This window comes from Johannesbaptistia floridana (assembly GCF_057440575.1).
Map to the genome: position 1 here is coordinate 19689 of NZ_JALKVM010000384.1, position 20483 is coordinate 40171.

General features: G+C 37.3%; 23 protein-coding genes. 7 read left to right on the plus strand and 16 right to left on the minus strand.

All coding sequences use genetic code 11. From position 1 onward, the window contains the following. Nucleotides 1-81: 81 nt before the first annotated feature. Complete coding sequence (locus MW688_RS21715) at nucleotides 82-1053, plus strand: CobW family GTP-binding protein (RefSeq protein WP_486738130.1); 972 nt, start codon at nucleotides 82-84, stop codon at nucleotides 1051-1053. After that, the gene (locus MW688_RS21720; RefSeq protein WP_486738102.1) at nucleotides 1041-2078 is read left to right on the plus strand and encodes a WD40 repeat domain-containing protein; all 1038 of its coding nucleotides are present in this window, start codon (nucleotides 1041-1043) and stop codon (nucleotides 2076-2078) included. The genes MW688_RS21715 and MW688_RS21720 overlap by 13 nt, the downstream gene beginning before the upstream one ends. 13 nt (nucleotides 2079-2091) lie before the next feature. On the opposite strand, the gene MW688_RS21725 is transcribed toward MW688_RS21720, so the two are convergent. From MW688_RS21725 to MW688_RS21740, 4 genes are all read right to left on the minus strand, one after another. Next, on the minus strand, nucleotides 2092-2304 hold the full coding sequence (locus MW688_RS21725; RefSeq protein WP_486738103.1) for a high light inducible protein: 213 nt from the start codon (nucleotides 2302-2304) through the stop codon (nucleotides 2092-2094). Between the two features lie 87 nt (nucleotides 2305-2391). Continuing rightward, nucleotides 2392-3078: a metallophosphatase gene (locus MW688_RS21730; protein WP_486738104.1), complete on the minus strand. Its 687-nt coding sequence runs from the start codon at nucleotides 3076-3078 to the stop codon at nucleotides 2392-2394. Nucleotides 3079-3093: 15 nt separating this feature from the next. Then, nucleotides 3094-3906, minus strand: a complete 813-nt coding sequence (locus MW688_RS21735; RefSeq protein WP_486738105.1) for a metallophosphoesterase family protein — start codon at nucleotides 3904-3906, stop codon at nucleotides 3094-3096. Next, the gene (locus MW688_RS21740) at nucleotides 3903-4688 is read right to left on the minus strand and encodes a hypothetical protein (RefSeq protein WP_486738106.1); all 786 of its coding nucleotides are present in this window, start codon (nucleotides 4686-4688) and stop codon (nucleotides 3903-3905) included. The genes MW688_RS21735 and MW688_RS21740 overlap by 4 nt, the downstream gene beginning before the upstream one ends. 82 nt (nucleotides 4689-4770) lie before the next feature. Here MW688_RS21740 and MW688_RS21745 point away from each other — a divergent pair, with 82 nt between their 5' ends. Then, the gene (locus MW688_RS21745; protein WP_486738107.1) at nucleotides 4771-5046 is read left to right on the plus strand and encodes a hypothetical protein; all 276 of its coding nucleotides are present in this window, start codon (nucleotides 4771-4773) and stop codon (nucleotides 5044-5046) included. On the opposite strand, the gene MW688_RS21750 is transcribed toward MW688_RS21745, so the two are convergent. The 3 genes from MW688_RS21750 to MW688_RS21760 form a co-directional block, all read right to left on the minus strand. After that, a complete protein-coding gene (locus MW688_RS21750; protein ID WP_486738108.1) occupies nucleotides 5043-5873 on the minus strand; it encodes a metal ABC transporter permease in 831 nt (276 codons plus the stop codon). The two genes, MW688_RS21745 and MW688_RS21750, sit on opposite strands and share 4 nt — an antisense overlap. 17 nt (nucleotides 5874-5890) lie before the next feature. Next, nucleotides 5891-6595, minus strand: a complete 705-nt coding sequence (locus tag MW688_RS21755; RefSeq protein WP_486738131.1) for a metal ABC transporter ATP-binding protein — start codon at nucleotides 6593-6595, stop codon at nucleotides 5891-5893. Between the two features lie 74 nt (nucleotides 6596-6669). After that, the gene (locus MW688_RS21760; RefSeq protein WP_486738109.1) at nucleotides 6670-7785 is read right to left on the minus strand and encodes a metal ABC transporter solute-binding protein, Zn/Mn family; all 1116 of its coding nucleotides are present in this window, start codon (nucleotides 7783-7785) and stop codon (nucleotides 6670-6672) included. Between the two features lie 617 nt (nucleotides 7786-8402). Here MW688_RS21760 and MW688_RS21765 point away from each other — a divergent pair. Continuing rightward, nucleotides 8403-9518, plus strand: coding sequence for a calcium-binding protein (locus tag MW688_RS21765; RefSeq protein ID WP_486738110.1), 1116 nt, complete (start codon nucleotides 8403-8405; stop codon nucleotides 9516-9518). Between the two features lie 22 nt (nucleotides 9519-9540). Here the strand turns inward: MW688_RS21765 and MW688_RS21770 are convergent, their stop codons facing one another. The 8 genes from MW688_RS21770 to MW688_RS21805 all read right to left on the minus strand — a co-directional run bounded on the left by MW688_RS21770 (nucleotide 9541) and on the right by MW688_RS21805 (nucleotide 17920). Continuing rightward, nucleotides 9541-10188, minus strand: coding sequence for a Uma2 family endonuclease (locus tag MW688_RS21770; protein ID WP_486738111.1), 648 nt, complete (start codon nucleotides 10186-10188; stop codon nucleotides 9541-9543). 184 nt (nucleotides 10189-10372) lie between these two features. Further along, nucleotides 10373-12025 (minus strand): serine/threonine protein kinase, encoded by a 1653-nt coding sequence (locus tag MW688_RS21775; RefSeq protein WP_486738112.1) that lies wholly within the window; start codon nucleotides 12023-12025, stop codon nucleotides 10373-10375. A gap of 2 nt (nucleotides 12026-12027) precedes the next feature. After that, nucleotides 12028-13515: a protein kinase domain-containing protein gene (locus MW688_RS21780; RefSeq protein WP_486738113.1), complete on the minus strand. Its 1488-nt coding sequence runs from the start codon at nucleotides 13513-13515 to the stop codon at nucleotides 12028-12030. Between the two features lie 665 nt (nucleotides 13516-14180). Then, complete coding sequence (locus MW688_RS21785) at nucleotides 14181-14468, minus strand: type II toxin-antitoxin system RelE/ParE family toxin (RefSeq protein WP_486738114.1); 288 nt, start codon at nucleotides 14466-14468, stop codon at nucleotides 14181-14183. Then, nucleotides 14468-14725, minus strand: a complete 258-nt coding sequence (locus MW688_RS21790; protein WP_486738115.1) for a type II toxin-antitoxin system ParD family antitoxin — start codon at nucleotides 14723-14725, stop codon at nucleotides 14468-14470. Before MW688_RS21790 ends, MW688_RS21785 begins: the two co-directional genes overlap by 1 nt. Nucleotides 14726-14844: 119 nt before the next feature. Beyond that, nucleotides 14845-15681, minus strand: a complete 837-nt coding sequence (locus tag MW688_RS21795; RefSeq protein WP_486738116.1) for a CPBP family intramembrane glutamic endopeptidase — start codon at nucleotides 15679-15681, stop codon at nucleotides 14845-14847. Nucleotides 15682-15704: 23 nt separating this feature from the next. Continuing rightward, nucleotides 15705-15992, minus strand: a complete 288-nt coding sequence (gene clpS / locus MW688_RS21800) for an ATP-dependent Clp protease adapter ClpS (protein WP_486738117.1) — start codon at nucleotides 15990-15992, stop codon at nucleotides 15705-15707. Nucleotides 15993-16600: 608 nt separating this feature from the next. Further along, complete coding sequence (locus MW688_RS21805; RefSeq protein WP_486738118.1) at nucleotides 16601-17920, minus strand: efflux RND transporter periplasmic adaptor subunit; 1320 nt, start codon at nucleotides 17918-17920, stop codon at nucleotides 16601-16603. A 252-nt stretch (nucleotides 17921-18172) separates the two neighbouring features. On the opposite strand from MW688_RS21805, the gene pyrH reads away from it, so the two are divergent. From pyrH to MW688_RS21820, 3 genes are all read left to right on the plus strand, one after another. Further along, entirely contained in the window at nucleotides 18173-18895 is a 723-nt protein-coding gene (pyrH, locus tag MW688_RS21810) for a UMP kinase (RefSeq protein ID WP_486738119.1), read from the plus strand. Beyond that, nucleotides 18882-19430, plus strand: a complete 549-nt coding sequence (gene frr / locus MW688_RS21815; RefSeq protein ID WP_486738120.1) for a ribosome recycling factor — start codon at nucleotides 18882-18884, stop codon at nucleotides 19428-19430. Before pyrH ends, frr begins: the two co-directional genes overlap by 14 nt. A 140-nt stretch (nucleotides 19431-19570) precedes the next feature. Next, nucleotides 19571-20083, plus strand: coding sequence for a DUF2062 domain-containing protein (locus tag MW688_RS21820; protein ID WP_486738121.1), 513 nt, complete (start codon nucleotides 19571-19573; stop codon nucleotides 20081-20083). On the opposite strand, the gene dndE is transcribed toward MW688_RS21820, so the two are convergent. Then, nucleotides 20039-20443 carry a DNA sulfur modification protein DndE gene (dndE, locus tag MW688_RS21825; RefSeq protein ID WP_486738132.1) on the minus strand — a complete coding sequence of 135 codons (405 nt, stop codon included), beginning with the start codon at nucleotides 20441-20443 and terminating at the stop codon, nucleotides 20039-20041. The genes MW688_RS21820 and dndE overlap by 45 nt on opposite strands. Between the last annotated feature and the right edge of the window lie 40 nt (nucleotides 20444-20483).

Below are 20483 nucleotides of genomic sequence, written 5' to 3' on the forward strand. Positions count from 1 at the left end.
TCATAAACTTCAAGATTCAGTGAAGTGATTATTTCTTTCTTAGTTTATAATAATGATAATCATTATTATAATATTGCTTTTATGATAGTTCAAGAATCATCATCCAAAGTGCCCGTAACCGTACTCACAGGATATTTAGGATCAGGAAAAACAACTTTACTTAATCGCATTCTTACCTATGAACATGGTCAAAAAGTCGCTGTAATTGTCAATGAGTTTGGAGAAGTGGGCATCGATAATCAACTAGTGATTGATGCTGATGAAGAAATTTTTGAGATGAATAACGGCTGTATTTGCTGTACAGTTCGAGGTGACTTGATTAGGATTATCGGAAATTTAATGAAGCGTCGCCATAAGTTTGACCATTTAGTCATAGAAACTACTGGTTTGGCAGATCCTGCCCCTGTCATTCAAACTTTTTTCGTCGATGAAGATATGCGAGATAAAATTTTTTTAGATGCAGTTGTCACTGTTGTAGATGCTAAACATATTCATCAACACTGGGAGGCTGATGAAGCACAAGAACAAATTGCTTTTGCTGATGTGATTATTCTGAATAAAACCGATTTAGTGACCTCTGAAGCCTTAGAGGAATTAGAAAGTAAAATTAAAAAGATGAACACAATGGCCAAAATATATCGGACTCAAAAAGCGGAATTAAACATGGAAGCCATACTAGGAATACAAGCCTTTAATCTGAGTCGTGCCTTGGAAATAGACCCAGAATTTTTGACAGAAGATGCTCATGAACATGATGAATCAGTTTATTCTTATGCAATTGTAGAATCAGGATCTGTAGATGGAGAAAAACTCAACAACTGGTTAAGTCAACTGCTACAAACAAAAGGACCTGATATTTTCCGTACTAAAGGAATTTTAAATATTGCTGGAGAAAATTATCGCTTTGTTTTTCAGGGGGTACACATGCTCTTTGATGGACAACTAGACCGTCCTTGGCGAGAGGGAGAAGTTCGCAAAAATGAATTAGTATTTATTGGTCGCAATCTAGATGGATTTCAATTGCAAGAAGAGTTTCGTAAATGTCTAGTGTAATGGCCAAACAAAAAATATTTGAACCGAAATGGCAGGGTAACCTCTCAGAATATATAACCGCAGTAACCTGGTCTAGAAATTCTCTGTTGGCAGCAAGTTCGGCAGCAGGTGAGATAGTATTATGGCAAGATGGTTTTTTGACTTTTTTATCAACTACTGGAATAGAATCAATAGATTGTCTTGCTTTTTCTTATGATGGTAAATTTCTCGCCGCAGGAGGACAAGATGGTCAAGTAAAAATTTGGGAAACATCCTCTTTGGATTTAATTTCTACTTTAAATAATGCACCCAAATGGATCGATAAACTAAATTGGAATCCAAACTGTAATCAATTGGCTTTTAGCTTGGGACGTTATGTTCAAATTTGGGATGCACAGACTCAAAATGTTGTTACTACTTTAGCCTATGAGGATTCCTCCATCCTCGATATAGCTTGGCGACCAAACGGCAAAGATTTGGCGATCGCTGGTAATGGAGGTGTCAAAATTTGGAAGACTGATTGCTGGGATGATGATCCCTATCTTCTAGATTTACCTTCAGCCAGCATAATTATTAGTTGGTCTCCAGATAGCCAATATTTTGCTTCTGCCAACTTAGATAATACTGCCATAGTTTTAGAGTATGGTAATCCTAATCCTTGGGCAATGCAAGGCTTTTTAGGAAAAATATCTAGTTTAGCGTGGTCAACATCTCTAAATAAGAAGCCGTCGATACTAGCAACTGCAACTGTTGAGGGAATTATTATCTGGAAAAAAGATAATCGACAAGATACCTGGTATGCAGAATTACTAGAGTTACATAACGGTAAGATACAAGCTTTAGCTTTTCAACCGAACAGTTTGTTATTAGCTTCCGCTGCTGATGATGGTTGCTTATGTTTATGGAATAAAGCTAAGGGAATAGGACAAATTTTAGAAGGAGCACCTAGGGGTTTTGCTTGTCTAGCTTGGGATTTAACAGGAACAAGACTAGGTGCAGGAGGTCAAAATGGTGAATTAATTATTTGGAGTGAATCTATAAGATGAATTTGCTCAATGCTTATAAACTACTTAGCCAAGTTACTAAACCTTGATGAGTCAATAACTCAAAACCAATTAAAGAAACAAATCCAATCATAGCTAAACGACCGTTAAGTTTTTCAGCATACTTATTAAAGCCAAATTCTTGAGTACTATCTACATACATTTTAGGTTCTACTGCATAGTTATTTAAACGTCCACCTTCTTCAGTGATACAAGTGCGTTGAGTCATTTATAAAGCTCCATATTGTTCTCTTATGTAAATAATCTTAACATTATGTAAAGTTTTATTGCAAGTACTTTACAAAAATCCTTTGATTCAAAAAGAGACTTGTCTGAATTGCAGTTGGTTATTCAGAGGATTGTAAAGGGTATAAGTAGCTAGATGAGGAACTTTCCCTACACTACCTACCCCAATCACTCTTTTTTGGTTAATAGTAAGATTTTGAGGTGAATACTCTTTTTCAAGAGTAGTTACAGTGGAGCTGATAGAACCTTGTTCGAGTTCATAAATAAAAGTTTCCCCAGAGCGACCACAAAATAATTGATTGACCCCGAGACGTTGTAAACGGTCTAAAAGTAGCCAAGGTGGTGTATTTGGGGTTAACTTTTCACTTACATTGACGCTACTGCCGTGAATTAGTAAACAATCTAACTCCACAAGGCCAAAATCCAAACTTCGTAACCATTCTACTGTTTCACGAGATACAAATTTCCAGAGCTTCTCGACACTATCTGCTCCGTATGTTTTAAGTAGTTCAGTAGGTTCTCCTGTGGCTCCCACTCCATGTATGATTAAACATTGCTCTTCCCACCAGCCGCGACAAATTTCAGCATCACTATAATTGCGCAAATGTTGTACCAGTTTTTCGGTTTCAGGTGTCGGTCCAATTAAATCACCTAGAATATATATGGCTTCTACCTTGGGTGTTTGGCGTTTAATATCTTCTAAAACAGCTAAATAAGCCTTGTAGTTACCTTCGATGCCGCTAAGAATTGCCCACATTACTTTTTACTCCTATTAACGTTCACACACATGAGTAGGGTCTTCGGCTTTTTCAGCATATTCCCAACCCCTAGCTAAACGCCAAGCAAAAATTGGTGGTAACCCCATCTCTAATATGGCTTGACAAGTGGCTTGATAGTCGTAGGGAACCTCTCTTAAGATAACTTCTTTGGTTACAGTATCATAAATGACGTATGTAGCGTTAGGGCTCCCATGACGGGGTTCTCCCACTGAACCTACGTTGATAATGCGTTTTATTGGACTAGTAAAATTAAGTGATTTTTGCTTCTGATGAGGTTGAGTTACTTTCACTTGGAGTTGTCCTGATTCTAAGTTACGAACGTATGGAATATGGGTATGTCCACAAAACAGTACTTCAGCATCTACAGATAAAACACGCTCCATGGCAGTAAAAGCATCCATTTGTGGTAAAAGATATTCATGGTTACTTTGAGGGCTACCATGAACAAAGCAAAGATTATCTACTTTGAGTGTCTCAGGTAACTGTCCCAGGTATTGACGATTTTCGGTTTTGATTTGTTTATTAGTCCATTCATGTGCTAATTTGCCTCTTTTTTCAGCTATCAGAGATGGATAACTGCACTCACAAGCATTTAAGCCTTCTACAATATCTTCGTCCCAACATCCTTGCACTGTGGGAATATCCAGTTGACGAATAGTTTCTACTACTTCATTGGGAAATGGTCCGTAGCCTACTAAATCTCCTAAACAGTAGATTTGGTCACAGCTATTTTGGTTTATGTCTTCTAGGACTGCATTTAAAGCAGTCATATTACCGTGGATACAAGACATAACTGCAATTTTCATTTGATTTCCTCCGCTTCTAAGCTTAATGATTCTTTTACTTGTTGTTGGTAATAGGCGATGGTTTGGTCTGAAAGACAAAATTCGGCTAATGTATCGGCAATAGTGTCTTTATCTAAATTTTCTCCGATAATTTCTAGGCCACTAAAACGTTTTGGTCTACCTTCTAAATTGACGGGAATATTTAACGGTTCAAAGTCTTGAACGGGTAAACCTTGGATAAATTCTCCATAAATTGAACGTCCATCGATAATCTCAAAAATTCCTTTGGCACGCATAACTTCTCCATAGGCGCCTTGGGTTAATTCTCTCCAAAAGGTTTCTAAACTGGAGAAATCTAAGACTTCTTCCCTTAACAATGCTTGTTGAATTTTTAGTTGAAGATTGTTGATTTTTTGTCGCCAGTCATTAGTTTCTGGAGAATCGCTAATAATTATTTCATCTGCCCAAGCCTTCCATTTTTTCAAATCTTCATCGGCACAAGCAACTGCTACTCGATGACAATTAAGAGTTTTTAGTAATCCTTCAGAAGCAGCTAGGTCTATTTGCCAGGGTAATTCGAGATAAATTTCACTGTCTGGTGGCGAAAAGTGACGTAATTCATCTATTTCTGTATAAGAAAAAACTTTTACATTGTTTACCTGACTTTGTATGTAAATAACGTCTATAGGAAATGTTTTATTTTGAGGGTTAAAGTATACTACTGAATGCTTACTTTTAAGAATTCGTTGTTTTATCCATTGAGTTTTACCTATGCCTGGTAATCCGGCCACTGCTATGATCATTTAATTTTTTTAACTTGACAACTATCTCTACTAAATCATTTTAGTCTAAACTGATAATGATTATCATTTTAAGGTAAAAATCATGAATGTCAATCCAAAGTTGAGTTTTATTGCAACCTCTATCATCGCCAGTATCGGATTATCTACAACTGCGGCGTCGGCGATTACTTATCGTCTAGATTGGACCGGACAGTTTCTCGGCTATCAAATTGAAGGTAAATTTAGCTATGATGAGAATGAAATACCTGGGGATGGAATTATCCGTGAAGAGGACTTAGAATCTTTTGATGTAAATTTTTTAACGCCTTCAGGAGATTTAAACGTTTATTCCTGGTTTTGTGCCGACAAACATTCCTAGATTAGTACACGTAGTCGAGATAATACCATCGCCGTTAAAAAGATTGTCAATTGTGTGACTACAATACTTGGACCAGACGGCCAATTAAACCCCGCAGATAAGAGAATACCAATCACGGCGCTGATTGCACCCAGCAGAGTTGATAGAATAACATAGTGAGTAAAGTTACGACTAAGTAATCGAGAGGCGCAGGCAGGAATAACAATAAACGCACTAATTAACAGTACGCCAATCGCTTTGATGGAAACACCAACCACTAAAGAAAGCATCACAATAAACGCGGTGCGGTGAGCAGACACGGAAACACCACGGGCGATCGCCAAGGGCTCGTGCAAAGTCAGTAACATTTGCGTTTGTAAGGTGAGCCCGATGAATAGGATACAGAAGATTAAGAGTAAACCGCTCACAACTAAATCCATTTCTCGGGCTGCGAGAATATCGCCAAACAAAAGATTATTTAGTCCCCCTTTGTACCGTTCCACAAAGCTGAGGATGATGATGGCGATCGCCAATGAGGAGGAATAAATGATGTTAAGTAAAGCATCTGTCCATAAGTTAGTTCGTTCCAGCAGGTAAGTCACAGCCAAAGCAAATACTACCGCAAAAGGTAGCAATACCACCGAGGGATTTAAGCCAAGAAGCAATCCGATGCTAATGCCTAATAAAGCTGAGTGTCCCAAGGCATCGCTAAAGAAAGACAACTGACGCAAGATAGTCAAACTCCCCAGCATTCCTCCCATCAAGCCGGTGAGAATGCCGCCTACCATAGCGCGCTGCATGACGGGAAGTTGTAAAAGTTCAAGGATGCGGGTGAGTTCAGTTTGCATAGAAATAGAAAGTAAGGCTAACAGTCATGGTGATAGGGAACAAATTGAGAACCATAGGCCACTGATAGATTGTCTGGAGAAAGGGCAACTTCTGGGGTTCCTTGACAAAGTAAAGTGCGATTGAGGCAGAGAACGCGATCGCAATGTTGCCGCACCATGTTTAAATCATGGGAGATTTGCACAATTGCCCAGTCTTGCTCTTGTTTAAGTTGATAGAGCAATTGATAAAACTCCGTCTCGCCGCGTATATCTAATCCTGCGGGAGCTTCATCTAGAATCAACAATCGACGTGGGTAAACCAAGCAATATGCCAATAACACCCGCTTTGTTTCACCCCCAGAAAGCCTACTAATCACTTGATGTCTAAGATGGAACCCTTCTACCTTGGCTAAAGCTTCTCGAACTGCATGACGACGTTTTCTCCTGTTTGCCCAGGGCACCTGGAATCCCAATTTGTCCCAGCCCAAGCCCACCAGTTCCTCAACCGTTATAGGAATGCGGCGATCAAAGAGGAAGTTTTGTGGTAAGTAGGCAATTTGTTGACGAATCTGTGGAGCAAGTGAACCCTTGCGGCTCAAGGGTTGCCCCAGAATCAAAACTTTTCCTGCCTTTCGAGGCAAAATGCCTAGAATGGCTTGCACTAAAGTGCTTTTTCCGGCCCCATTCGGACCGATTATCGCCAGATCTGTCCCGGCCTCCAGCTCAAAAGAAACATTCTGCACTGCCGCGTAGGTTTCTCGATAAACCGTGAGTTGATCAACTGTCAGTACAACCTCTTTCAAATCGAAAAGCCCTCCTAAAATCTGATCTCAACTCCCTGTGGCACCTCGGCAATGGGTTGAGGAATCCAGAGGGGCAACACAGACTGAGTTGAACCACCAAAGGCTGTTACCAGATTTTCCACATTTTGACGCATGATTGTAATGTAAGAGTTTGGTTCTAAAGCCTCAGGACTACCAGTTTCAAGAGGATCAAAGGTAGTGATCTGAACGTTTAAATCATTTGCCAGGGCCGCGAAAGTATTTTCCCCCGCTTGGGGTTCGGTGAGGATCGCTTTCAGGTTCGCTGACTCTACGGCATCTGTCACTCGCTTGACATCGGCTGGTGCTGGGTTTTCTTCAGGAATGTCTACCAAAAACTCAGCTTTTAAGTCATAGCTTTGAGCAAAGTATAAGGCAAAGTCATGGAAGGCTACGAAAGTTTGTCCTGCATAAGGTTGAAGAGTTGAAGTAATTTCTGCATCCAATTCTTGCAGTTGTTCAATGTAAGCTGCTGCATTCGCTGTGTACTCAGCTTCACCTTCTGGGTCAGCGGCAATTAGTCCATCTCTGATATTTTCAACTTGTTGAATGGCACGTTTGGGATCTAGCCAAATGTGTGGATCGTATTCCCCATGATGGTGATGCTCTCCCTTAGCCTGTTCTTCCTCTTCCCCATGGTCATGGTCATGGTCATGGTCATGGTCATGCCCTTCTACTTCTTCATAGGCGATGGTGGCAATTCCCTCACTAGAATCAATTATTTGCAAGTCTGGGTTACTGGAGTTAGCGATTAAGTCTTCTAAAAATACCTCCATTTCTAATCCATTTTGTACCAGCACATCAGCTTGACTAAGACGTTGGACTTCTTCTGGTCTAGCCTGATAATCGTGTGGACCCACATTGACAGGCAACAACTGGTTCACCTCTGCCCGATCGCCTGCCACCGCTTTGGTAAACTGAGTTATTGGCAAAAAAGTTGTCACTACTTGCAACTCATCTATTTTTGTTGTGGCTGGGGACGATTGATCCTGTGAATTTGAGCTGGTGGAAGGTGTATTTGATGTACAACTTCCCAAACCAATAGCGATCGCCGATACAACCACTACGGAAAACCGACGTACAATATTGCGGGGTGCAATAAACTTACTCAAAATTGCCAGCGAAAGCGGAGAGCGCCAAGAGAGGCTGTTTTGTGGTCAATAATCTTGAGTTATTGGGAGGCGCTCTCCGCCACTTCACAAGTTATTTGTGACCCCAAACCATTAACTGGTAAAGGCTGGCAATTTTGAGCAGGTTTTCTCTCGCGGATGGTTGTAATTTTGTCTTTTGGTGAATCATGTCAAATATCTTCATAACTAATTGAAAAAGTCAATGATTAAATAGATAACTGGGTTGATGAATATCAAGATAGAAAAGTGAACATCTGCTTATTCTTCACTGTTTCTATTCTTTCCCGTAGCCTTAATACTTTGTGTTTTACTTCATCATTAACAAAATGGGTTTGAATCCCCGTCCCTTTTCCGGCTGGGTTGGTGAACTTTAATCAAGGGGGATTTTTACCAGAGAATTTTTAGGTACAAAGGTTAAGGCTTTAGTTTAGTTCATAAAATTATAAAAATAATAATCATTATCATAATATAACATTTACGATGAAAAGTGACTCATCAAAGAGATAAAAATTTAGTTAAAAACTTTCCTGACTAAAAATCCAAAAATTTATTCCTATAATGTAAAAGTTAATCAACTTCAAGAGGGTAAAGAAACTTTTATGTGCTTTTTATGTAAAGATTTTATAAATCGTAATCTCTATGGGGATTTAAATGTAGGTGATATTTTAGTAGGCAACAGGGGCAATGACTTCTTATCAGGCACAGATTCAGAAAATAATAATATTTTTGGAGGAGATGGTAATGATACCATTTACGGGGGTTCTGATAATGATTCTGTTTATGGTGAACAGGGAGATGATCGCCTTCATGCTTCAGGCTATATAGATGGGGGAGATGGTAATGATGGTATCTACGGAAGCAACAATAATGATCTAATTTTTGGTCAAGCTGGTAACGATACCATTGTTGCATTTGCAGGCGATGATGATATCTATGGAGGTGAAGGAGATGATTTAATCGATGGAGGTGCCGGGGAAGACTTCTTATTAGGTGGAGATGGCGCTGATACCTTTATCTTGAGAAGTGGTGATGGAGAAGATGAAATTTTTGATTTTCAAGATGGTGTTGATCAATTTCTCTTAGCTGATGATTTAACCTATGATGATTTAACTATAATTTTTGAACCAGGTGCAGTATTTTCTGACTATATAGTTAATATTAGTGAAACTAATGAAACTTTAATAAAAGTTACTCAATCTTTTATCAGTGGAGAAATTACTCTTGATGCTGAGGACTTTATTAAACTGGAATCTCAAGAAGAATCTGATTTAGAACTTCAGAATCAAGAAGAGGTACTATTGGGCAGTAGTTCTCTAATTTTAAACCTACAAGGCAGTCAATTAGATTTTGACGATGAGCAAATATTTAGAGGTGAAAGACCAGAATATGAACCTCATGAGTATGAAGGCATCCTCATGAGGAAAAAAGGCAGGACTTGGTTCTTTGATTTTACTGGTAGCGAAGGAGGTCAAAGGATGAGTGGCCGTTTAATCTCTAATACTCCTTTTTATGATATTGACACCAGAAAATGGGATGCTAATGATTTTGTTAGTCTAGATCCCTCAGGACAAATTCTTGATTTTGATGTGAAAGTAGGTAAAGGTGTAGACATCTTAAGGTTTAAAACCTTTGAAAACAGTTCTTTAATACTAGATTTAGATAATGGAGAAACTATTAATTTATATGGTGGAACTAATATGACAGCAATTAATTAGTAATTCTTAATTATTGACAGAATTAATCTCTTAGTAACTTTTTAACCGTAGCTTTGAAGTTTCTAAGGGCACAACTAGTACCAACTACCTTACTTTGGTGAATACAATGGGCAATCATTTCTGCTAAATTAGGTAACCTAGGGAAAGTTGGGCTAGTTTGAGACTCTATATACTTTCCCTGGTGTAGGACATTAATCAATAGAGTACCATCTCGTTTAAATCTCCATAATTCAGGGACTTTCAAAGCTTGATAATTATCAAATTCTGTGCGGGAGGTGATATCTATTTCTATGGCTAAATCTGGTGGTGGGTCCACAGTCAAGTCTATTTTGTCTTTGCCAATTACTGCATTGCGCGAAGCGATGTAAAATGATTCGTCCGGTTCAACTCCTTGATTCATATACACATTTTTGAAGGTAGTAGAAGCCGATGGTTCATAATCAATTTTATATTCTTCTAATAAAAACTCTACTATATTCCCAATAATGCTTTTTGCCTTTTCATGTTCTAGGAGTGGAGTCATTATTTCTAAAGTGCCATTACTATAAGAAAGTTTAGTTCCTCGATGTTCCCCTAAAGCTTCCAGAATGGATTCAAATTGTTGCCAGCTAACATCTTTGAGAAGCAATCTTTCACCAGGAGGTACAATAATTTGTTCAAGTTCTATCATCGCTATGTTATCTTTTTACCATATAAATATTTTATCTGAAATAGAAGAGCGATCGCCAATAATGAACTTATACTCACATCAAAGCACCAGTATTTTTATACTTCTATATTATCAAATAATTCAATAGATAAGCTTTTGAATACAAAATATTAATGGTGAGTTACGCGCAGGTTAACGCCCCCTACTATTTGCTATCAATATCACCATACTTTGACAACATCATTTCTACCTCAGTTCGTACTTTTTGAAATTCATTTTTAGGTAAAAATAGAGAATATTTGAAATCTTCCTCAGTTTTATTTTGTTTCTCGAAAATTTTCATTTCCTTTGATTTACTAAAAAAATTGATTAGATGGTTGTCGAGGGAAAAAGCATATTCTCGAAATTTTTTGCCTAAAAAATATTCTTTAATGATAATCTTATCTTTCTTCAGCCATAACTTAATTTTCAACAAAAACTTTCTCCAGTACATTTTATGTATAGAAGTTCTCCTATCGAAAATTAAATAAAGTGCCCAAGTTATCGGGAAATTTAAATTCAATAATCCTAAGAGGAAATTCAAACCTACTAAGAATATCCTTGAAGATAACACAAAAGTTATTCCCAAAAAAGCCATAAATGATGTCCAGAGAATGAAAATAAAAATAAAAGAAAACAAATGAGCTAAAGTAAAAGAAAAATATACAAAAAAATAAGTAATTATTATACTTATAGGTATATACTTGAGAAATTTAACAAATTGCTGATTTTCCCACTTAAATTGAAAGGGTAAATGTTCAAGAATAATATATAATAATAGCAATAAAGTAAATATTTGTGATTCTAGAAATCCATATATATAAATATTATTAGCTAAACTAAATAATAAGAGAAAAAATAAGCTATCAAATAGTAAGCTTAAATAGATTTTTATATTGTCAGTTATGTCAAAAATCCTCGTCGGTAAAAAAGTTATTTTTAGTTCTGATGATTCTTGAGTAATTTCTAAATTTAAATTTTTACCTAAACCTTTTTTGGCCTCTAAGGTATCTAAAGCCTGTTGGGCATTTTCTAGCCTATTTTCCTTCTTCGGTTCAATTAACTTATCTAGCCACTGACTAAATTTCCTAGAGACTTTAGCATATTTTTGATATTGATACTTAAAATTTTTCTGTGGCAAATCTGTGGGATGTTGTCCTGTTAATAAAAATATCAAAGTAGTTCCTAGTCCGTATAAATCTGTATTAATTAAGGCATTGCCTAGGAATTGTTCCGGTGCCATATAACCATAAGTTCCCACCACAGTTCCATTAGTTAAGGTTTGCTGGTAGGTATCTTTTACAGAACCAAAGTCTACTAAATAAATAGTACCTGGTTGTTGTGGGTTATTTTCTGGTTGATAGTAGATAATATTTTGCGGTTTTATATCTCGATGAATCACTGGTGGTATTTGTTGTTGTAAATATATCAAGATATTGAGAAGTTGTGTAGCAATATCTTTAACCGTTGCTTCATTTGGTCTCCATCCTGACTCAACTAGAGTAGCCAATGATTTACCGGGGACTAATTTTTGTACGAGATAGAAATGGCATTCTGTTTCGGTTTCTACTTCAAAATAATCCAGATATTCAGGAATAGCTGGGTGATTGAGTTGTTGTAGAATTTTGCCTTCTCTCTCGAATAGTTCAATCCGTTTCCAATCATCTAAGTGATGGAGTGCCAACATTTTTAACGCTACTTCTTGTTGAGTTTGTAAGTCTAAAGCCGCATAGGTGATACCAGAACCTCCCTGTCCGAGAGGATAAAGGATGCGGTAGCGATTATTAATTACTTGTGAAGCTAATGATGAGTTATTCATTTTTAATTGCAATATTGTGAATTCTTGAGGAGGTCGTAACTACATAATATTCTACCAGAGCGGTCCCGAGCATTGACATTAGCACCATTTTCAATCAATAGTTTAGCTAGTTCTAAATTGTTATTTCTTATAGCTTGATACAAAGGTGTATCACCAGTTACATTCTGAGCATTGACATCAGCGCCATGGTTAATTAACAGTTTAGCTATTTCTGTATTGTTATGATATGTTGCTAGATATAAAGGCGTGTTTTTGTATACATTTGTGCTGTTGACATTAGCGCCATGGTTAATCAACAGTTTAGCTATTTCTATATTGTTATGATATGTTGCTAGATATAAAGGCGTGTTTTTGTATACATTTGTGCTGTTGACATTAGCGCCATGGTTAATCAACAGTTTAGCTATTTCTGTATTATGGGACCAGCATAAAATAAGAGACTTTTTAAATCCATTATCAATATTAGCATTAGTTACCGAATTAGCATTTCCTCCTTGTGAGATGTATTTTTTGACTAACTCTTGTGAATAGCAAAATTTCCCTGGTAAAGTCCCAGACAATATCTCATCAAATTTATTGAAAACACTTGTCGCTCCCACACCTAATAGAGAAAGAGCAATTATCCCAAGGGCGACTCCTATTCCTGTTTTCTTGGTAAATAGGGCGCGTGCTTTTCCTATTTTTGGTTTATTTAAAGCTAGTAACGCTTCTTCAGCACTTTGGAAGCGATTGTCTACATTTGCGGCTAATAGTTTTTCTAACCACCACAATAACTGAGGAGACACATTGATACTATCTTCTAAATCTACTTTGAGATTATCATTGCTAAAAGCTCCTGGCTCACAATGAGTCAAGAGAAATAACAATGTTGCCCCTAATCCATATAAATCTGTTTGGGGTAGGGATTTTCCGATAAACTGTTCTGGAGCCATATATCCATAGGTTCCTACTACCGTACTTCCTCGCATCATCGTACTATAGTGAGTATTTTGTACGGAGCCAAAATCCACTAAATATACTTTCCCTTCACTTGTGCGTAACAAGTTATTAGGTTTAATATCCCGATGAATTACCGGAGGAGTTAAATTGTGTAAATATTTAAAAATCTCTAATACTTGTTGAGCGATATCTTTTACTTCTGCTTCACTAGTACGCCATCCTTCTTTTACCCATTCCCCTAGAGATTTCCCTGGTGCTAATTCTTGCACTAGGACAAAAATTTGCTGCTGTTGTTGTTCATCTCCAAAAAAGTCAAGATATTTAGGGATATTGGGATGGTCTAATTTAGCTAAAACCATCGCTTCTCTTTCTAGGAGTTCCCAACTTTTCCATTCTTGTATTGCCTGCCAAGTTAGTATTTTTAGGGCTACTTCCTGGTTATTTTTGGTATCTAATGCTTGATAAGTCGTTGCATGACTTCCTTTGCCCAAAACACCTGTTAAGTGGTAGCGTTGAGCGATAATTGTATTTATTGCAAAATTGACACCCATAAGGCCATAGTTATTCAATTAATTCAATGGTAATTGTAACACATAATTATGTATTGTTTATCAGCAATTATACTGAAGATGAATACGGATTCATTCCCAAAAGACATGAATTATATCAAGTTCGTGTGAATACTTACGATAAAAATGAGGTGAGGCTCCGAGGCAGGAGGCAGGAGGCAGAAGGGAAGGAAGAAGGTATGAAGGTAGAACTTTATCATAACTAATTAAACGGACATGATATTACCAGCCAAGATTACTAGAGAAATTATGAAAGAGAAAATAAGAGAATGGAAACATATTACTCAACTTAATATAACTATTTAACTAAGCAAAAATTAAAGATAGGTAATTGCCGACTAAATTGTATTATCAATAATTAATTTAATAATTACTAGTACGTCCCTCCTGATAAATCTTGGGCGAAACGTAAAAATTCAGGCGAAAATCTCGGGAGCGCGATCGCACTCCCGAGAGGTAAGGGAAATTGCTGGTTTGAGTTTAAATGCTTTAAATTATGGTTATGGAATTTGCTGATTGGTTACAATCGTTTTCTGCTCAAACACAGTGCCAATTGGTAGCAATAATTACTAATTTATATTTATTTTTGCCAGAAGCCCGTCAGCAAATTTTTTCTCTTTTTCAAAAACCCGCTACCAGTTCTATGCCTAGAGTAACTGGTCGATATCTCTGGCGCCATGAAGAACGCGCAAGATTTTTACTCCGTCGCTAACAGGCTGATAGAACAGTACGTATTTTTCGACGACAAAACTTCTCAACTCTGAGGCGAGTTCGGGTCGGGCAACGCCAATGTAGGGAGAATCCGCTAAGAGTTGAGATTTCTGATAAATTTTATCGATCAGGTTGTTGGCTGCTTCTTCATTATACTGGGCGATATACGACCAGATTTCAATGAGGTCTGACTGGGCTTCGGGACTTAGTTCGCTTTGAGGCATTATGGGGTCTGTTCCTGCATCATTCTCTTTTTCCCTTCAACTTTAATGGCTTCAGGGTCAAAAGGAACGCTCGGCCCCGATTCGATTCCTTTCTGGATTTCTTTGCGAAGCTCCTCAATCTTGATTTGTCTGAGCATATCTTTCTCTTTGAGCAGTCGTAGCCCCTCACGGATTACTTCACTGGCAGAATGGTACATCCCGCTTTTTACCTGTGTCTGCACAAATTGCTCTAGTTCGTCGGTTAAAGATACATTCATAAGATAAATCCCCAAGTTGCTTTATAGATACCCAATACATACTTATTATACTAATAATAACAGGGAATAACAATTATTGTTATTTGCTTGACTCTAACCGCTCCTACCGCAATTTCAGATCAAATAAACCAGTTTCGGGTATTCTTCACTTTCACCCAAAAACCCAAGCCTAGTAACCCCAACCATCCCATTAATCCTGCTAAAGGATTACTATCAATACCCGTTACCCAATCAGATACAAGTTGAGTGTAACTAACTAAATCCCCCACATCAATCAGGTAGTAACCCCAGATTAAGCCTGAGTGAATACCAATAGACATACCTAGCCGTTGTTGATGTCGGCGTTTTGCCCAAACTAAAATTAAACCTAAAAAGATTAAAGCGGGTAACTGGGGTAAAGTGCGCCATATCTCTGCTAAGGGTTTGATGAAGTGAAGTAAACCGAAGACAACTGCACTTACCCACAGAGAAACACGGGGAGAATAGTCTCTCTCTAATTCCTCTAATAACCAGCCGCGAAATACTAACTCTTCAGCGCAACCAACAGCGATCGCCACTACTAAACCTTCTATAATAATTGTAATTAAACTTGGGGGAAAAGATTGCCAAATCAACCAACCGAATAAACCTTGAATAATAAAAATCAGTAAACATACTCCTCCTCCCATAACTATGCCTTGGAGTAACTCTTGGAGATTGCGGCTACTAAAAATCAAACCATAACGCTTAAGAAGATTAGAGTTAGAGTATATATATTTTCCCCAAAGTTGAGTTAAGACTAAAAATATCAGATAAAGTAGGAGCATAGTCAAGATACTAACCAAGTTAGTATTTTCACCCCATATCCAATAAATAGGTATAGCTAATGGAAGCCAAAACACCAGCAAAGTTGCCACAAAAATAGCCAGCCTTACTGGTGTTGGATAAAGTGCAATTGACCGAAAATTAGGTTTCAAATATTTAGTTTCATAAGTTATAATTATTCTTCTGGTTCAATTGTGCTGGTTAAACCGTGGCTTTTAAGAGTCTCTGAATAATGTTCAGCGTGTTCTAATTCACAAATAATCACTAAACCTTTCCCATTAGTATGGGCTTCCATCATCACATTTACAGCTTGAGGTTGAGTCATTCCTGCTACTGTTTGCATGAGAGTTTGAACCACATATTCCATGGTATTAAAATCGTCATTGTGTAGTAAGACACGATAACGGGGGGCGTGTTTTTTGTTTACATCAGTTGAACGTTTTTCTATGGTTCCTAGTGACATGATTATTTTCCTTATGATTGGTCAAGTTAAAAATTTATAAATTGGCACTCTGTTTTTTAGTCCAAACCACGCAGAAAAAATTTAAGGACTAATCTAAACTAAGATAATGGTACCTTATTTAAATCAACTATCCTTAAATAATCAAGGTATTTTCTACATTCTATTTAAATACCTTGGCTTTGAATTGGTTTGTCTTCTATCTGGGGAGAAGATATAAAAACTACACATCAGATTGATATTGGTGTGAAGCTTTTATCTTTTAGTTCAAGCAAAATTTAATTGATGAAAGTATTTCATCTCTATTTTAACAAAATTTTAACAAAAGAATTATGGAGGTGCAACTTTCAGCCTGGTTATTTTTCCAATTTTTAGTAGCTTAATTTTGTAGTTAATCGAAGTTCTGCGTAATCAATCAGAAACAATAAGCGCACTCACTCTAAATTGCACATTTGAGTTATACAAAGAAAAATGAATATAGTAGTAACAGAATAGTTACTAGAAAAATAATGTGATTCATCCAATCGTCGAAGGACCAATCAGACCCAAAATTTTTTTGATTTGACTTTTGATTTGATTTTTGATTTGACATAATAGTTCAATTAAATAAGTTAGTTATTTTGAGATTCCATGGATTCTTGTTGAATTGGGCGATCATTAGACAGGTCAAGAATTCGTGACACAGCGATTTGATCTCCTGCTTCAACTCCAGAAATAACTTGATAAGCTTGTCCCTGGATAGAACCAACTTTAATTGGAGTTTGTCTAGCGACTAATTGAGAATTTTCCGAATCAGTTTCAGCGACAAAGACAAATTTTTGTCCTCCTAAACTAGAAATAGCTGTGGTTGGAACTAATACACCGCTTCTTTGATTCCAAATAACTCTGACTGTGACAAATTGAGCATCGCGTAAACTTCCATCATTGTCAAAAGTTGCTTCAGCTAAAATAGTTTGGGTACTTTGGTTTACATTAGGAGCAATAGAAGTAATTTCCCCTACTAAATTCTCCTCACCACGAATAATTTCTACAGGTAATCCTAAACTTAGCTCTTCTCTGCGTTCAACAGGAATAGAAATACGTAAATTAAATTGTTCATTGTTGGTAATAGTGGTTAATTCTTGTCCTATATTGACAAAGTCACCTACTTTAACAGGGAAATCCCCGACGATGCCGTCAATGGGAGCAACGACGCGGTTATCTTTTAAATCTACTGTAACAACTCCTAAATTAGCTTCTGCTGTGGATATTTGGGCTCTAGCGCGTTCTATATTAGCTTGAGCTCTTCTGATGCGTTGTTCGGCGGCATTGAGAGCTTCTTCTTGAGCTCTAATCCTTCCCTGTTGGGCTTCTAATTGAGCACGATTAGTTTTAAGTTGACTGGTGCGTTCGTCTAATTCTCCTTGGGAGACTACCCCTTCTGTTAGTAAGAATTCGGCTCTGTCGTAGTTAACCTGGGCTAAGTCTAATCGAGCTTGGATATCAGCTAAGTCTGCTTTACTACTTCCTAAATCTGCCGATGCTCGTTGTCTATTAGCTTGGGCTTCAGCTAAATCTGATTCAGCGGCGTTTAATTCTGCTTTAGCTGATTCTACCTGGGCTCGTCTGGAGTTAACTTCTTCTAGTTGTTGATTGGGTTCTAGTAGTACTACGGGTGTTCCTTGAGTGACTAGATCCCCATTACTAGCAAAAATTCTGAGAATGCGACCACTAATTCTGGGTGCTAATTGAACTCTTTGACTAGCTTCTAGAGTACCGACAAATTCAGTGCTATCAATAATTGTAGTTGTTTCTAAAGTTTTTAGAGATACGGGTAAGGCTTGGGGTTGAGGGTTTTGTTCTTGTTGTTGGCCACAGCCTGTGGAGATTAGGGCTAGGGATACCATAGTCCCAAAGATAGTGCGGGTAAAAATAGATTTTTGTTTAAACATATTTTATTTTTATTATTTATGTCTATAGTATTTTAATTTTATCTTAGACCACCTTGAAATTAGCTCAGCTTAATGTTTTGTGAAGACTTTAAATGAGCATGATCATAGATAGCGGTAATTTTAATGGTAAACTAAGCGTAAACTTGAGACATTGTGATTGGATGCTCTCCAATTTCCAAGGTTTCAAAAAGGGGAGAAGTAATTAACTTAACCCCAAATTCCATAAAAAAACTAAAGTAGTAGGCTTGAAAGATGAGTTACCAACGAGTTTTATTAAAACTAAGTGGTGAAGCATTAATGGGTAACTTAGGTTACGGCATTGATCCCAAAATAGTAACAGAAATCGCCCAGGAAGTGGCAGAAGTGGTGGCTAATGGTATCCAATTAGTAATTGTAGTTGGTGGCGGCAACATCTTTCGGGGGATGAAAGCTGCGGCAGCGGGCATGGATCGCGCCACTGCTGATTATATTGGCATGATAGCCACCGTTATGAATGCCATGACCTTGCAAGATGCTTTGGAACGTATTAATGTTCCCACCCGTGTACAAACGGCGATCGCCATGCAAGAAGTTGCTGAACCTTATATTCGTCGTCGTGCCATTCGACACTTGGAAAAAGGCAGAGTGGTTATTTTTGGTGCCGGTTCTGGTAATCCTTTTTTTACCACTGATACTACTGCGGCTTTGCGAGCAGCAGAAATTGATGCAGAAGTAATTTTCAAAGCGACCAAGGTCGATGGAGTATATGATAGTGATCCCCATCAAAATCCCGAGGCACGACGCTATCAATCTTTAACTTATGGTTATGTATTAACTAATGAGTTAAAAGTAATGGACAGTACGGCGATCGCTCTTTGTAAAGAAAATAATATCCCTATTGTAGTCTTCGATCTCTCTGTTAGAGGTAATATTGTTCGAGCTGTAAAGGGAGAACCTGTAGGTACTATTGTAGGAGGTTTCTGTGAAGTTATCTGAACTAAAAAGCCAGATGCAAAAAACAATTGAGTCCACTCAACGTTCATTTAATACCATTCGTACTGGTCGTGCTAATGCTTCTTTACTTGACCGCATCACGGTTGAGTACTATGGTACTGAAACACCATTAAAAGCCTTGGCCAATGTAAATACACCTGATGCTAGTACTATTGTAATTCAACCTTATGATAGAGGTAGCATAAACCAAATAGAAAAGGCAATTTCTCTTTCTGATTTGGGTTTAAACCCCAATAACGATGGTGAATTAATTCGTTTGAATATTCCCCCATTAACCGCAGAAAGAAGACAAGAATTAGTGAAACTAGCAGCAAAATACGCAGAAGAAGGAAAAATAGCTATCCGCAATATTCGTCGCGACGCGATTGATATTGTCCGTAAACAAGAAAAAAGTAGTGAAATATCTGAAGATGAGTCGAAAGATTTACAGGACCAGATACAAAAGATTACAGACCAGTATGTGACTAAAATTGATGAAATTCTAGAAATTAAAGAAAAAGATATCACTACTGTTTAGTATTTTATACTTTCTTGTCTATTAAGAGTAGAGATTAGATAATTTCTACTCTTGATTTAATTACAAACATTTCAAGGTATTTACCAAATTTGTTATGATATTTACTATAAATTAACATAATCAAATAAATATACCTGTGTATGATTACTCCTGAAGACAGACATAATCAGAGGTCGAAGACTGGCAAAAAAAAAGCCCAATGGTTACGCACAAGTCGTTATTACTATTTACGTTTACTGCGTTTAGAAGGGAAACCAGTAGTAATTGCTAGGGGTTTAGCCTGTGGGGTTTTCGCAGGTTGTTTTCCTTGGTTTGGTTTACAAACTATTATTGGTGTAATGTTAGCATTTATTTTTCGTGGCAATAAATTAGCTGCGGCTTTGGGGACTTGGGTAAGTAATCCCTTCACCTACGCCCCGATATTTTTCTTTAACTATAAAATTGGTGAATTAATTCAAAATAATCCAGAATCTGAATCTATTCAATTTCAATTAGAGGGTAGTAACTGGTCTGATTTAATTGATTTAGGTTCCTCAATTATCGTTACCCTATTTATAGGAAGCTTTATAGTAGGTTTAGTAGCAGGAATATTGACTTACTTTATCAGTTTACATTTCCTCAATCGTCGGCTCAAGAAGAGAAATCTTTACTAAATCTTCAATTTTTTTTAAATCGGGATCCCCTGCTAAATAACCAATGCCTCGGTGAAGATGTAAACGAAATTGTTGAGCTAAAACTTCTTTTTCCACACCTAAACCATCATTGTAACAACGTTGCTTCAATAAGATAATAAAAAGCTCACAAAATTCACCGCCGAAAACTCTCCAACTTAATTCAAGATTACTATCAGCAGGAAGAGGTATGGGAGAGGGGATAGTTTTTTCTGCTAAAGAAAGACAAAATCCCCAGCGACATAAAATATTCCATTGATCAATTTTAGTAACTCTTTTAAGTTTGATAAGTTGGTCTCTAGCACTTTTAGAGAGTTTAATTCTTTCTACTGGTGGTTCCATATATTTGTAGGTTGTAGCAATTGAGTGAGGTAAAATCATT